Source organism: Streptomyces fodineus, assembly GCF_001735805.1.
In the GTDB taxonomy this organism is placed as follows: domain Bacteria; phylum Actinomycetota; class Actinomycetes; order Streptomycetales; family Streptomycetaceae; genus Streptomyces; species Streptomyces fodineus.
Genome location: NZ_CP017248.1, coordinates 7183016 through 7196523 on the forward strand (window position 1 = coordinate 7183016; position 13508 = coordinate 7196523).

General features: G+C 72.1%; 17 protein-coding genes. 11 read left to right on the forward strand and 6 right to left on the reverse strand.

The window, feature by feature from the left end; genetic code table 11:
• Positions 1–43 precede the first annotated feature (43 nt).
• From ybaK to BFF78_RS30900, 4 genes are all read right to left on the reverse strand, one after another.
• A complete protein-coding gene (gene ybaK / locus BFF78_RS30885) occupies positions 44–547 on the reverse strand; it encodes a Cys-tRNA(Pro) deacylase (protein WP_069781418.1) in 504 nt (167 codons plus the stop codon).
• Positions 548–556: 9 nt separating this feature from the next.
• Complete coding sequence (locus BFF78_RS30890) at positions 557–1297, reverse strand: LON peptidase substrate-binding domain-containing protein (RefSeq protein WP_069781419.1); 741 nt, start codon at positions 1295–1297, stop codon at positions 557–559.
• 11 nt (positions 1298–1308) lie between these two features.
• Positions 1309–2394 (reverse strand): hypothetical protein, encoded by a 1086-nt coding sequence (locus BFF78_RS30895; protein ID WP_193433576.1) that lies wholly within the window; start codon positions 2392–2394, stop codon positions 1309–1311.
• A gap of 160 nt (positions 2395–2554) precedes the next feature.
• Positions 2555–4132: an oxidoreductase gene (locus BFF78_RS30900; RefSeq protein WP_069781420.1), complete on the reverse strand. Its 1578-nt coding sequence runs from the start codon at positions 4130–4132 to the stop codon at positions 2555–2557.
• A gap of 163 nt (positions 4133–4295) precedes the next feature.
• Between BFF78_RS30900 and hisD the strand changes: the two genes are divergently transcribed.
• The 10 genes from hisD to BFF78_RS30945 all read left to right on the forward strand — a co-directional run bounded on the left by hisD (position 4296) and on the right by BFF78_RS30945 (position 11968).
• Positions 4296–5621, forward strand: coding sequence for a histidinol dehydrogenase (hisD, locus tag BFF78_RS30905; RefSeq protein ID WP_069781421.1), 1326 nt, complete (start codon positions 4296–4298; stop codon positions 5619–5621).
• Positions 5618–6724, forward strand: coding sequence for a histidinol-phosphate transaminase (locus tag BFF78_RS30910; RefSeq protein ID WP_069781422.1), 1107 nt, complete (start codon positions 5618–5620; stop codon positions 6722–6724). The genes hisD and BFF78_RS30910 overlap by 4 nt, the downstream gene beginning before the upstream one ends.
• Positions 6721–7314: an imidazoleglycerol-phosphate dehydratase HisB gene (hisB, locus tag BFF78_RS30915; protein WP_030783530.1), complete on the forward strand. Its 594-nt coding sequence runs from the start codon at positions 6721–6723 to the stop codon at positions 7312–7314. Before BFF78_RS30910 ends, hisB begins: the two co-directional genes overlap by 4 nt.
• 4 nt (positions 7315–7318) lie before the next feature.
• Complete coding sequence (locus BFF78_RS47035; RefSeq protein WP_165289384.1) at positions 7319–7483, forward strand: hypothetical protein; 165 nt, start codon at positions 7319–7321, stop codon at positions 7481–7483.
• Entirely contained in the window at positions 7474–8124 is a 651-nt protein-coding gene (gene hisH, locus BFF78_RS30920) for an imidazole glycerol phosphate synthase subunit HisH (protein ID WP_079161549.1), read from the forward strand. Before BFF78_RS47035 ends, hisH begins: the two co-directional genes overlap by 10 nt.
• A 4-nt stretch (positions 8125–8128) precedes the next feature.
• Positions 8129–8854, forward strand: a complete 726-nt coding sequence (gene priA / locus BFF78_RS30925) for a bifunctional 1-(5-phosphoribosyl)-5-((5-phosphoribosylamino)methylideneamino)imidazole-4-carboxamide isomerase/phosphoribosylanthranilate isomerase PriA (protein WP_069781424.1) — start codon at positions 8129–8131, stop codon at positions 8852–8854.
• The gene (locus BFF78_RS30930; RefSeq protein ID WP_069781425.1) at positions 8851–9243 is read left to right on the forward strand and encodes a RidA family protein; all 393 of its coding nucleotides are present in this window, start codon (positions 8851–8853) and stop codon (positions 9241–9243) included. The genes priA and BFF78_RS30930 overlap by 4 nt, the downstream gene beginning before the upstream one ends.
• Before the next feature lie 6 nt (positions 9244–9249).
• Positions 9250–10005: an imidazole glycerol phosphate synthase subunit HisF gene (hisF, locus tag BFF78_RS30935; RefSeq protein ID WP_069781426.1), complete on the forward strand. Its 756-nt coding sequence runs from the start codon at positions 9250–9252 to the stop codon at positions 10003–10005.
• A gap of 112 nt (positions 10006–10117) precedes the next feature.
• Positions 10118–10708 carry a helix-turn-helix domain-containing protein gene (locus BFF78_RS30940; RefSeq protein WP_069781427.1) on the forward strand — a complete coding sequence of 197 codons (591 nt, stop codon included), beginning with the start codon at positions 10118–10120 and terminating at the stop codon, positions 10706–10708.
• 9 nt (positions 10709–10717) lie between these two features.
• A complete protein-coding gene (locus tag BFF78_RS30945; RefSeq protein ID WP_069781428.1) occupies positions 10718–11968 on the forward strand; it encodes an MFS transporter in 1251 nt (416 codons plus the stop codon).
• Positions 11969–11975: 7 nt separating this feature from the next.
• Here the strand turns inward: BFF78_RS30945 and BFF78_RS30950 are convergent, their stop codons facing one another.
• Together BFF78_RS30950 and BFF78_RS30955 are read right to left on the reverse strand one after the other, a co-directional pair.
• The gene (locus BFF78_RS30950; RefSeq protein WP_069781429.1) at positions 11976–12374 is read right to left on the reverse strand and encodes a VOC family protein; all 399 of its coding nucleotides are present in this window, start codon (positions 12372–12374) and stop codon (positions 11976–11978) included.
• Positions 12375–12387: 13 nt separating this feature from the next.
• Positions 12388–13023, reverse strand: a complete 636-nt coding sequence (locus BFF78_RS30955) for a TIGR03085 family metal-binding protein (RefSeq protein WP_069781430.1) — start codon at positions 13021–13023, stop codon at positions 12388–12390.
• Between the two features lie 82 nt (positions 13024–13105).
• Here BFF78_RS30955 and hisI point away from each other — a divergent pair, with 82 nt between their 5' ends.
• Positions 13106–13507, forward strand: a complete 402-nt coding sequence (gene hisI, locus BFF78_RS30960) for a phosphoribosyl-AMP cyclohydrolase (protein ID WP_069781431.1) — start codon at positions 13106–13108, stop codon at positions 13505–13507.
• Position 13508: the final 1 nt, after the last annotated feature.

Consider the following 13508-nt stretch of genomic DNA (forward strand, 5'->3'; position numbering starts at 1 on the left):
GGACCCGCCGTTTCCCACCGGCCGGGCGTCGGCCCGGTGTTCGTCAGCCCCGCCCGATCGGTGCCAGGACCGCTCCCGTCAGCTGCGCCAGATCGCCCGGGGACAACTCCACCTCCAGCCCTCGGCGGCCCGCCGACACGCAGATCGTCTCGTGGGCCTTTGCCGAGTCGTCCAGGACCGTCGGGAGGCGCTTGCGCTGGCCCAGGGGTGAGATGCCGCCCCGTACGTATCCGGTCGTCCGCTCGGCGAGGGCCGGGTCGGCCATCGCCGCCCGTTTGCCGCCCACCGCGGCCGCCAGGGCCTTGAGGTCCAGGGAGCCGGAGACCGGAACCACCGCCACGGTCAGGGCGCCGTCGACGTCCGCCACCAGGGTCTTGAAGACGCGGTCCGCGCGGACGCCCATCGCCTCCGCGGCCTCCTCACCGTAGGAGGGGTGGGAGGGGTCGTGGTCGTAGGAGTGGACCGTGAAGTCCACGCCGGCCGACGACAGGGCGACTGTCGCGGGAGTGCCCCCGGACTGCTGCTGTTTCTTCGGCTTCTTCGCCATCCGTCTTCCTCAGTTCAGGCTCGTCGGCGCCCGTGTGAGCTCGAACGCGGGCAGCGACGGAAGACTACGTATGATCGCCGTCTCGGAGCGAAGGAGTTTCAGCTCGTCACGGAGGCGGGACGCGGTGTCGGGCGCCTGCAGCAGCCGCTGCTTGGTCGGCGTGTCGTGCACCATCGCGGCGGCCACCAGGTACGACACCACGCCGGGGTCGTCCGGCAGCTCCGCACCGGTGGACAGCGAGCGCTCGCGGGCGCCCGCCAGGCGCTTCTGGTACTGGCGGAAGGAGCGCAGCACCCCCTCGGCCAGCGCGCCCGCCTCGTCGCCCGGCTCCTCCGGCAGTTCCTCCAGCTCCGCCGTCAGGAACGGCCCCGACGCGTCGACGGAGAGCAGCCGCACCCGGGTCGTGCCCGTCGCCAGCACCTCGAACGTGCCGTCGGAGCGCTCCCGGACGGTCGCCGCGTCCGCCACACAGCCCACCCCGTGGAAGGACTTGAGGGGCTCCGGGCCGAAGCCCGCGGCCGGTCCCCGGTCGAGCTGTGCGGTGGGGTCCGGCATGCCGGGGGCGCTCGGCGCCACCTCGTGGCCGTCGCGGATGGCCACGACGGCGAACCGGCGCGGCTCGTCCTCCGGTGTCTTGAGCAACTGGCGCATCATCGCGCGATAGCGCTCCTCGAAGATGGTCAGCGGCAGCACGAGCCCCGGGAACAGCACCGTGTTCAGCGGGAAGAGCGGGAGTCGGACGGTGGTCACGACGCCTCAGCCTAGTGGTCACCGGCGTCGGCGTGTCCGCCGTGCTCGGCGAGGGGGGCCGGGGGCCAGGTCAGCAAGCCCGCGGGGACGGGCCCAGGGCCCGGCGTGAGCAGGTGCTCGCGCAGCCGCAGGAAGTGGCCGAGCGGGTCGTCGGAGAACCGGGCCCAGGGGAAGGACGTGGCGTACGGGCCGATCAGGTGCAGCTGGGCGCGGGCGTCCTCCCAGCGGCCCAGGCGCATCAGGACGTACAGGAGCTTGTTGCGGACCTGGGCGGGCCACGGGTCGGCCGCCGGGAAGCGGCCGGAGAGCGCGAGCGCCCGGTCGGCCGCGGCGTTCAGCCGGGCGCGCGGGATCTCGGGGCCGCAGCCGTCGGTCAGGTAGGCGAAGGCGGCCCGGGCCGGGAGGGCCTGGACGAGCGAGTCGGCCGGGGCGTCCTGTGCGGCCCGGTCGGCGAAGTCGAAGCACTCGCGGTGCGAGGCGCGCGGGGTGTGGGGCGTGTTCCCCCGCAGGACGCAGCAGGAGGCGGCCAGGTAGCGGAGCGCGGCCACATGGCAGCCGTAGTGGTGCGGGGCGCGCCGGACGGCCGCCTCCCACAGCTCCTCGAAGTACCGGTGGCCCGCCCGCGAGCCGCGCGCGTGGTCCAGCGCGATCCGCCAGGGCACCGGGTCGCGGTCGTCGGCGCGGGCGGCGGCGGTGATCAGAGGGCTCGCCTCGCGCAGCAGCTCGGCGCGGGCCGGCGAGGGCCAGACGCGGTCCACCGCCAGCTGTGCGCCGACCAGCAGGGCGCCGGGGTCCTCGGGGGCGGCCGTGCGCCAGACCTCGAACCACTCCGGGCGCGAGCGGGCGAAGCCGGCCAGGTGCCGTACGTACCGGTCGTGGTTCTCCCAGGCCGCCGCGGCGCGGGTGTCCGCCAGCAGGCCGGCGGCAGCGGTGTACTCGCCCCGGCCGGCCGCGACCAGCGCGGGCGAGAGCCGGTCGTCGGGCGCGTCGAGCACGGCCTCGTCCCCGGCCGGGGGCCGGCCGGCCGGGCGCGCGGAGCGTTTGGTCATCCGGGTCTGTCGGATGAACGAGGGCAGCAGAGCCATGGTGCCGACCATTGAAAGACCGCAGGTCGGTGGCGCGCCAGAGGGTTGGGGCAAGTCCCGGAAAGTTGTATGGCGGACGGTCAAGGAGCAGTAAAGGTGATTCTTCGTCCTTTGATACGCCTGTTCCTTTTTGCGCCACTCACGCTATCCAACCTCCCACGCCACGCAGCCCTCAGCCCCGCCGCAGCAGCCGCGTGGCCCCCGCCGCCACCGTCGTCGCCAGGATCCAGCCCAGCAGGATCATCGCGGCCGCCAGCCATTGCCAGGCGCCGCGTAGTTGCCACTGGTTGACCTGGCCGAGGTCGATCACCGGGAGCAGCAGGTCCAGGGTGAACAGGGCCGGGCTCCAGTAGGGGTGGCCGTCGTGGTTCACCGGTGGGTGGGCGGCGTGGGCGAACGCCAGCGTGCCCGCCGCCCACAGCACCGCCATCCACACCGCGGCCCGGCCCGGCCGGTAGCCGTAGGCGACGGTCCAGTCCTGGACGTAACCCCAGAACTTCGCCGCCAGCGGCAGCGTCTCGCGGCGGCGGCGCTGCTTGGCGAGGAGCACCTCGCGGGCGTCCTCGTCCTCGCCGGCCGCCCGCAGCACCGCCGCCAGCCGCTCGTACGGCTCCGGGGCGTACTCGGCGGTGGCCGCCGCCACCCAGTCCAGCCGTCCGGTCAGCGGGAACGGGCCGCGTGGGACGAGGTTCTCGTACACGAAACCGCTCATGTGCAGATTGCCCGGGCCCGGCCAGCTCGCCGCCCGGTCCACCAGGCTGACGATCCGGCCGCCGGACAGCACCACCTTGCCGCGCTGCGGCCGGTCCCCGAGGAAGCGCAGCTCCGACGCGTGCACCCGGCGCAGTGACACCTCCTGGTCGTCCGCGAGGGTGAACCTGGCCCGCTCGAAGTCGACGGCGTCCCCGAACCGCCCGTCGTCCAGGCGTATCCCGCCCCGGCACTCGAAGCGCTGGATACGTGTCCCGCGCGCGGGTGTCGTGCCGCTCAGCAGCGGGCTGCCGACGCCGGCCGGGGTGAGGTACAGGGTGCGCTCGACGGTCAGCTGGGGGGCGTTCAGGGCGTAGCGGGAGTACGGGTTGTCCAGCAGCGCGCCGCGCAGGCTGAGCGACACGCCGACCTTGGCGCCCCGCAGCCGCAGCTCGCCGTGCGACTGGAGCATCTCCGCCTGGAGGTCCTGGCCGACGGTCACCCCGTCCCCGGAGATCGACCGCCCGCTGCGGTCGCGGTACACCACCGTCTCGTTGAGCATCAGATCGGTGCCGATGTGCGCGTCCGTCAGCCGCACCCCGTTCTGGAAGCGGCAGCGCGGCAGATGCAGGTCACCCTCGGTGTGCAGCCGGGCCGCCTCCAGCCGGGGCACCGCGCAGTCCACCATGCGCAGGGTGGTGAACCGGGTCTCCGGCAGCAGGACCTCGTCGTCGAAGCGGCAGCCGCGCAGCTCGACGTAGGGCCGAACGGTGCCGCCGGAGAGGTCCAGCGTGCCGGTGATCCGCACGCCGGTCAGCTTCAGCGCGGACACCCGGCCCGCGAGCGCGGGCGGGCCGTCCAGCAGCAGCCAGGCCACGATCCGGGCCCGAACCGTGCGCTCCGGGCCCCACGGATGCCCGCCGTGCGGATCGTCCACGGCGGCGTCCCCGCAGCTCAGGTCGTACACACTGCCGTTGCGGAAGGCCTGCCACATGCCCGCCTCGGCCGCGGTCAGCTCGTCCGGCAGGTCCCCGGCGACGAAGCCGGCCCCCTCGGTCACCGTTGTCCTCTCCTGGTCCAGTGCTTTCGTACAGCCGTTCATGCCCGCTGAGTGACGCGAGGAACACTAGATGTGAAGGCGATCTTCCGAGTTCGGCCACGTTCTGTATCAGCCATTGATACGCGCCACCGGCCCGGGACACCGGTCTGAGAGAATTGGGACTGTGATTTCCCGAATCGATCTGCGTGGCGACGCCCTTCCCGAGGGCCCCGCCCTGCGCGACCTGCTGCCCCGGGCCGACTTCGACGTTTCGGCCGCCCTGGAGAAGGTGCGTCCGATCTGCGAGGCCGTGCATCATCGCGGCGACGCGGCGCTGATCGACTTCGCCGAGAGGTTCGACGGAGTACGGCTGGAATCCGTCCGTGTCCCGGCCCAGGCCCTCACCGACGCCCTGGAGGCTCTCGACCCGGCCGTGCGCGCCGCGCTGGAGGAGTCCATCCGCCGCGCCCGTCTGGTCCACCGCGAGCAGCGCCGCGGCACGCACACCACGCAGGTCGTGCCCGGCGGTTCGGTGACCGAGAAGTGGGTGCCGGTCGAGCGTGTCGGGCTGTACGCGCCGGGCGGCCGGTCCGTGTACCCGTCGTCCGTGATCATGAACGCCGTACCGGCCCAGGAGGCCGGTGTCGGGTCGATCGCGCTCGCCTCGCCGCCGCAGGCCGAGTTCGCCGGGCTGCCGCACCCGACGATCCTCGCCGCGTGCGCCCTGCTCGGCGTGGACGAGGTGTACGCGGCCGGCGGTGCCACTGCCGTCGCGATGTTCGCCTACGGCACCGAGTCCTGCCCGCCCGCCGACATGGTGACCGGCCCAGGCAACATCTGGGTCGCCGCCGCCAAGCGTTTCTTCACCGGGAAGATCGGCATCGACGCCGAGGCCGGCCCGACCGAGATCGCGATCCTCGCGGACGACACCGCCGACCCGGTGCACGTGGCCTCGGACCTGATCAGCCAGGCCGAGCACGACCCGCTCGCGGCGGCCGTGCTGGTCACCGACTCCGTCGAGCTGGCGGAGGCGGTGGAGAAGGAGCTTCAGCCGCAGGTAGCGGCCACCAAGCACATCGAGGACCGGATCGTGCCCGCGCTGAAGGGCCGGCAGTCCGCGATCGTCCTCGTGGACGGCCTGGAAGAGGGTCTGCGGGTCGTCGACGCCTACGGTGCCGAGCACCTGGAGATCCAGACCGCCGACGCCGCCGCGGTGGCCGACCGGGTGAAGAACGCCGGCGCGATCTTCATCGGCCCCTGGGCCCCGGTCTCGCTCGGCGACTACGCGGCGGGGTCCAACCACGTCCTGCCCACCGGTGGCTGCGCCTGCCACTCCTCGGGCCTGTCCGTCCAGTCCTTCCTGCGCGGCATCCACATCGTCGACTACACGAAGGACGCGCTCGCCGACGTGGCCCACCACGTGGTGACGCTGGCGGAGGCGGAGGACCTGCCGGCGCACGGCGCCGCGATCAAGGCTCGGTTCGGTTGGAAGGTTCCAGAAGGCAAGTGACCCGCATCGACGATCTCCCCGTACGGGACGAGCTGCGCGGCAAGTCCCCTTACGGCGCGCCCCAGTTGGACGTTCCCGTACGGCTGAACACCAACGAGAACCCCTACCCGCTGCCCGAGCCGCTGGTCGAGCGGATCGCGGAGCGGGTGCGGGAGGCCGCCCGCGACCTGAACCGCTACCCCGACCGGGACGCGGTCCAGCTGCGCACCGAGCTGGCCGCGTACCTGACGAAGACCGGCAAGTACCCCCTCGGCCTCGAGAACGTGTGGGCCGCCAACGGCTCCAACGAGGTCATCCAGCAGCTGCTGCAGACCTTCGGCGGACCGGGCCGTACGGCGATCGGCTTCGAGCCGTCGTACTCGATGCACGCGCTCATCGCGCGCGGCACCGGCACGGGCTGGATCTCCGGTCCGCGCAACGAGGACTTCACGATCGACGTCGCGGCGGCCGTCGAGGCGATCGCCGAGCACAAGCCGGACGTCGTCTTCATCACCACCCCCAACAACCCCACGGGCAACGCGGTCCCGCCTCAGACGGTCCTCGCGCTGTTCGAGGCGGCGCAGGCGGCCAAGCCGTCGATGGTGATCGTGGACGAGGCGTACATCGAGTTCAGCCACGGCGACTCGCTGCTGCCGCTGCTGGCGGGCCGCCCGAACCTGGTGATCTCCCGCACGATGTCGAAGGCGTTCGGCGCGGCGGGCCTGCGCCTCGGCTATCTCGCCGCCGACCCGGCGGTCGTGGACGCCGTCCAGCTGGTACGGCTGCCGTACCACCTGTCGGCGATCACCCAGGCGACCGCCCTGGCCGCGCTGGAGCACACCGACACGCTGCTCGGTTACGTCGAGCAGCTGAAGGCGGAGCGGGACCGGCTGGTCGCCGAGCTGCGCGCGATCGGTTACCAGGTCACCGAGTCCGACGCCAACTTCGTGCAGTTCGGGCGGTTCGCCGACGCCCACGAGGTCTGGCGGAAGATCCTCGACCGGGGCGTCCTGGTCCGGGACAACGGCGTACCGGGGTGGCTGCGGGTGTCCGCCGGCACCCCGGAGGAGAACGACGCGTTCCTCGACGCGGTCCGTGAGTTGAAGAAGGAGCTTGAGGCATGAGCCGCGTGGGACGCGTGGAGCGCACGACCAAGGAGACCTCGGTCCTGGTCGAGATCGATCTCGACGGCACCGGCAGAACCGACATCGCCACCGGCGTCGGCTTCTACGACCACATGCTCGACCAGCTCGGCCGGCACGGTCTGTTCGACCTGACCGTGAAGACCGACGGCGACCTGCACATCGACTCGCACCACACCATCGAGGACACCGCCCTCGCGCTCGGTGCCGCCTTCAAGCAGGCGCTCGGCGACAAGGTGGGGATTTATCGATTCGGCAACTGCACGGTCCCGCTGGACGAGTCCCTCGCCCAGGTCACCGTCGACCTGTCCGGCCGCCCGTACCTCGTGCACACCGAGCCCGAGAACATGGCGCCGATGATCGGCGAGTACGACACGACGATGACCCGGCACATACTGGAGTCCTTCGTCGCCCAGGCGCAGATCGCGCTGCACGTGCACGTGCCGTACGGGCGCAACGCGCACCACATCGTGGAGTGCCAGTTCAAGGCGCTGGCCCGGGCGCTGCGTTACGCCTCCGAGCGCGACCCGCGCGCGGCCGGCATCCTCCCCTCCACGAAGGGCGCGCTGTAGACCCATGAACGGCCTCTCCACCCTGCTGATCGTCGTCGGCCTCTTCCTGGTCGGCGGGATCATCTCCTTCGCCAAGCAGAAGATGCCCAGGAGCCTGATCGTGCTGCTCTCCATCGGCGCGGGCATGTGCCTGGTCGCGGGCGTCATGCGGCTGGGGGTGTGGAATTGAGCACTGCCGCGAAGAAGGTCGTCGTCTTCGACTACGGCTTCGGCAACGTCCGTTCCGCCGAGCGTGCCCTCGCGCGCGTGGGCGCCGAGGTCGAGATCACGCGTGACTTCGACCGGGCCATGAACGCCGACGGCCTGCTCGTGCCCGGCGTCGGAGCCTTCGCCGCCTGTATGCGGGGCCTGCGCGCCGCCCGCGGTGACTGGGTGGTGGACCGCCGGCTGTCCGGCGGACGGCCCGTGATGGGCATCTGCGTCGGCATGCAGATCCTGTTCGCGCGCGGCATCGAGCACGGTGTGGAGGCGGAGGGCCTGGACGAGTGGCCCGGCACGGTCGCCCCGCTCCAGGCCGACGTCGTGCCCCACATGGGCTGGAACACCGTCGAGGCCCCGGCCGACTCGGAGCTGTTCGCCGGCCTCGACGCCGACGCCCGCTTCTACTTCGTGCACTCCTACGCCGTCCACGACTGGGCCCTGGAGACGAACAACCCGGTGATCGCGCCCCCCAGGGTGACCTGGTCGACGCACGGCAAGCCGTTCGTGGCCGCCGTGGAGAACGGCGCCCTGTGGGCCACCCAGTTCCACCCCGAGAAGTCCGGCGACGCCGGTGCCCAGCTCCTCACCAACTGGATCGGAACCCTGTAGAGACATGGCCAAGCTCGAACTCCTCCCCGCCGTCGACGTCCGTGACGGCCAGGCCGTCCGCCTCGTGCACGGTGAGTCCGGGACCGAGACCTCCTACGGCTCCCCGCTGGAGGCCGCCCTCGCCTGGCAGCGCTCCGGCGCCGAGTGGCTGCACCTGGTCGACCTGGACGCGGCCTTCGGCACCGGCGACAACCGCGAGCTGATCGCCGAGGTCACCAAGGCGATGGACATCAAGGTGGAGCTGTCCGGCGGCATCCGGGACGACGCCTCGCTGGCCGCCGCCCTGGCCACCGGCTGCACCCGGGTGAACCTCGGCACGGCCGCCCTGGAGACCCCGGAGTGGGTCGCCAAGGTCATCGCCGAGCACGGCGACAAGATCGCGGTCGGCCTCGACGTGCGCGGCACGACCCTGCGCGGCCGCGGCTGGACCCGCGACGGCGGCGACCTCTACGAGACGCTGGAGCGCCTCGACAAGGAGGGCTGCGCCCGTTACGTCGTCACCGACATCGCCAAGGACGGCACGCTGCAGGGCCCGAACCTTCAGCTGCTGAAGAACGTCTGCGCGGCGACGGACCGCCCGGTCGTGGCCTCCGGTGGCGTGTCGTCCCTGGACGACCTCCGCGCCATCGCCGAGCTGGTACCCCTCGGTGTCGAGGGCGCCATTGTCGGGAAGGCCCTGTACGCGAAGGCGTTCACCCTGGAAGAGGCCTTGGAGGCTGTGTCGTCATGACCGATGCCGTGCGGCGCGTGCAGAGCGGAAGCCCCTGGGAAGAGAGTTTCGGTTTCGCGCGCGCCGTGGCGGCCGGCGACCGGGTGTCCGTGGGCGGCACCACGTCCTTCAAGGGCAGGGTGCTCTACGGCGAGGGCGACCCGTACGAGCAGACCAAGGTCGCCTTCGGCAACGCCCTCGAAGCGCTGAAGGAGTTCGGGCTCGGCCTCGACTCCGTGATCCGCACCCGTATGTACCTGAGCCATGTGCGCGACGTCGACGAGGCGGGGCGGGCCCACAAGGAGCTGTTCGACTCCGTGCGCCCGTGTACGACCCTGCTGGTGGTCGAGGGCTTCGTCGATCCGCGCATCCTGGTCGAAGTAGAGCTTGAAGCATTCAGAGGAGCCTGAGCAGTCATGACCCTGGCGGTCCGAGTCATCCCCTGCCTGGACGTGGACAACGGCCGGGTCGTCAAGGGCGTCAACTTCCAGAACCTGCGCGACGCGGGCGACCCTGTCGAGATGGCCAAGGTGTACGACGCCGAGGGCGCCGACGAGCTGACCTTCCTGGACATCACCGCGTCCTCGGGCAACCGGGAGACGACGTACGACGTGGTGCGCCGCACCGCGGAGCAGGTGTTCATCCCGCTGACGGTCGGCGGCGGTGTCCGTACGGCCGAGGACGTGGACAGGCTGCTGCGGGCGGGCGCCGACAAGGTGGGCGTGAACACCGCCGCGATCGCCCGCCCCGAGCTGATCCGCGAGATCGCCGAGCGCTTCGGCCGCCAGGTGCTGGTCCTGTCGGTGGACGCCCGCCGCACCGGGTCGGGGTCCTTCGAGGTCACCACCCACGGCGGCCGACGCGGTACCGGCATCGACGCCGTGGAGTGGGCGCACCGGGCCGCCGAGCTGGGCGCGGGCGAGATCCTGCTGAATTCGATGGACGCGGACGGCACCAAGGACGGCTACGACCTGGAGATGATCGCCGCCGTCCGCAAGCACGTCACCGTCCCCGTGATCGCCTCCGGCGGCGCCGGCAAGCTGGCCGACTTCCCGCCGGCCATCACGGCGGGCGCGGACGCGGTGCTCGCGGCCTCCGTCTTCCACTTCGGTGATCTGCGGATCGGCCAGGTGAAGCAGACGCTGCGGGAGGCGGGCCACCCCGTCCGCTAGCGCGCGTACCGGCCCCGGCGGGCTGCCGCCGGGGCCTCTTCGCGGGCAAACGCGAAAGAGAAGTTGCGCAAAATATGTTGTGCAAATTCTCTTTCGTATCTAGCGTGGAGTCATGCCAGACAGGGAGAGAGACCGCCGGATCAAGGACGTGGGCACGCTGAAGGCGCTCGCGCATCCCACGCGGGCGCAGCTGTACCGGGCGCTCGTCATCGCTCGTACGGCGACGGCCTCACAGCTCTCCGAACAGGTGGACGAGGCCGTGTCCCTGGTCAGCTATCACCTGCGCAAACTGGCCGAGCACCAGCTCATCGAGGAGGCCGAACCACAGAGCGCGGACGGCCGGGAACGCTGGTGGCAGCCGGCGTCGGAGGGAGTGTCCATCCACGACGAAGACTTCCGCGACGCACCCGAGAAGGCCGCCGCACATACCGCGGCCAGCCGCCTGTTCTTCGAGCAGCGAGCCGACATGTACCGGCGCCATCTGGACGAACGCGCCCACTGGAGCGACGCGTGGACGACGGCGGCCGACTCCTCGGAATGGCTGCTGAAGCTCACGGCGGACGAACTGACCGAGCTCAACCGCACGATGTACGACCTCGTCCGCAGGTACGAGGAGCGGGGCCGGGCCGCTGCCGCCGCCGGGGACACCGAGGGCCGCGAGAACGTCGCGGTGCACACCTACGCGTTCCCTTTCCGGATCTGAACGGCTGACATGCCTACGTCAGCGGCCACCTCCGCGGACACCGCCACCGCGGAGCGCGCCGCCCACCGCGACCCCAACGTCCTGCGCTGGCTCGGCGCCTACAGCGCGTCGGCGATCGGCGACAACGTCTACTACCTCGCCCTGTCCTGGGCCGCCGTACGCTCCGGCACCCCGGCCCAGGCCGGCCTGGTCACCGCGGCCGCTGCGCTGCCACGCGTCCTGCTGATGCCGTTCGGGGGAGTGGTGGCCGACCGCTACGGGCCGCGCCGTGTCGTCCTCGCCAGTACGGCGGTGCGCGGCGCCGTCGTCCTCGCCGCCGCCGGACTCCTCCTCGCCACCCGCCCCGGCCTCGGGGCGCTCGGCGCGATCGCCGTGCTGTTCGGGATCGTGGACGCCGTGTTCCTGCCCGCCGCCGGGTCGCTGCCCGCGCGGATCACCGGGCGCGGCCAGCTCGCCCGGGTGCAGGGCATGCGGGGCCTCGCCACCCGCCTCGCGAACATCCTCGGCGGCCCCCTCGGCGGCCTCGGCATCGCCCTCGGCGGCACAGCCGGTGCGTTCGGTCTCGCGGCGCTGCTCGTCGGCGTCTCCCTGCCGGCGCTGCTCACGGTCCGCACCGGCCCGCTGCCACCCGACGACACGCCCGGCCGGCGCGCGGTCCTGGCCGAGCTGCGGGACGGGCTGCGGCACATCCGGCGGGACCCGGTGCTTCGCCCGCTGCTGCTCGCCATCACCCTCAGCGACCTCGGCTTCGTCGGCCCGATGAACCTCGGGCTGACCCTCCTGGCCCAGCAGCGCGCCTGGGGCTCGGCAGGGCTCGGCTGGGTCCTGGCCGGCTTCGGCACCGGCGCCGGGGCCGCGTCGCTGCTGCTCTCCTGGCGTGGCCGCCTGCCCCGCGCGGCTGCCGTGTCCGCGGTGGCGAACCTCGTGTCGGCCGTGGCCATCGGCGCGCTCGCCCAGGTGGCGTCCGTCGCCGCGGCGGCCGGTGTCGCCGTGCTCGTCGGCGTCTCGGCCGGTCTGGCCGGGGCTCTGTGCGGCGCGCTGGTGCAGGCGCGGGCCGGTGCCGCCTACACCGGCCGGGTCACCGCCGTCGCCACGCTGGCCGGATTCGGCCTCGCACCGCTCACCTTCCCCGTGGTCGGCGCGGCCGTCGCCCTGTGGGGCACCGGCCCGGTGTTCGCGGCCTGCGCGGCGGTGTGCGCCCTCGCCGGAGTGGTGGGCTTGGGCGCACGCGAGCTGCGCCGCGCCGAACTCCCCGGCTGACCGCGGTTCACTCCTTCGGCTGAACCAGCTGCACCAGATTGCCGCAGGTGTCGTCGAAGACCGCCGCGAGCACCGGCCCCTGCTCCCGCGGCTCGTGCGTGAACCGCACACCCCGGCCGGTCAGCCGCTCGTACTCCGCCCCGAGGTCGTCCACGGAGAAGACGATGCACGGGATGCCCGCCTCGTACAGCGCCCTGCGGTACGGCTCGGCGATGGGCCCCTGGCCGGGCTCCAGCAGCAGCTGGAGGTCCGGCTGGGCGCCCTGGGGTGCCCCGACCGTCACGAACAGCGTGCCGTTGCCGAGGTCCATGTGGATACGGGTCTCGAAGCCGAGCACCTCCGTGTAGAAGGCGTGCGCCCTCGCCACGTCGTCCACGTACACCCCGGTCATCGCGACCTTGATCATGGCGGCGGCCTCCTCAGATGCCCAGCTGCCTGGAATCGTGCAGCTTGCTGATCGCGTCCGCCTCGCCGTCCACCTGCACCTCGGCCGCGTCCTGCCGGCCGAAGGCGAACATCAGCAGCTCCGACGGCTCACCGGTCACCGTCACCACCGGCGCGCCCCGGTGCGCCACCGCCGTCTGCCCGTCCGGGCGGCGCAGCACCAGACCCGTCGGCACACCCCGGGCCACCAGCCGCGCCGTGCGCTCCAGCCGGGACCACAGGGCGTCCTGGAAGACCGGGTCGAGCTCGCGCGGGCTCCAGTCCGGCTGGGCGCGGCGCACGTCCTCGGTGTGGACGTAGAACTCGACGATGTTGGCCGCCTCGTCGACCTGCTTGAGCTGGAACGGCGAGAATCGCGGCGGGCCGGTACGGATCAGCTGGATCAGCTCCTCGTACGGCTTCGCGGTGTACTCGGCCATCACCTTCTCCAGGCGCGGCGCGAGCTGCTTGATCAGCGTGCCGCCGGCCGCGTCCGGACGGCGCTCGCGCACGATCACATGCGCGGCCAGGTCCCGGGTCCGCCAGCCCTCGCAGAGGGTCTCGGCGTCCGGACCGACGGTTTCCAAGAGGTCGGCGAGCAGCAGCCGTTCACGCTTGGCGAAGGTCGACATGGGGTCAGCCTACGACCAGCCGCCCAGTCCGCGCAGTGGACATGGCACGGGCAGGTCGTACCCGCGCGGCACAATGGCACACATGACCAGTACGACCGGGACGCCCCGGCCCAGCAGCCTCGACCCGGAGCTCGCGGCCCGCCTCAAGCGCAGCGCCGACGGCCTCCTCCCCGCCATCGCCCAGCAGTACGACACCGGTGAGGTGCTCATGCTCGGCTGGATGGACGACGAGGCGCTGCACCGCACGCTGACCACCGGCCGCTGCACCTACTGGTCCCGCAGCCGCCAGGAGTACTGGGTCAAGGGCGACACCTCGGGCCACTACCAGTGGGTGAAGTCGGTCGCGCTGGACTGCGACGCCGACACCGTGCTCGTCAAGGTCGACCAGGTGGGCGCGGCCTGCCACACCGGCGCGCGCACCTGCTTCGACGAGGACGTACTCCTCAAGGACGCCGATGCCGCCGCTGCGGCATCCGATCGGTAGG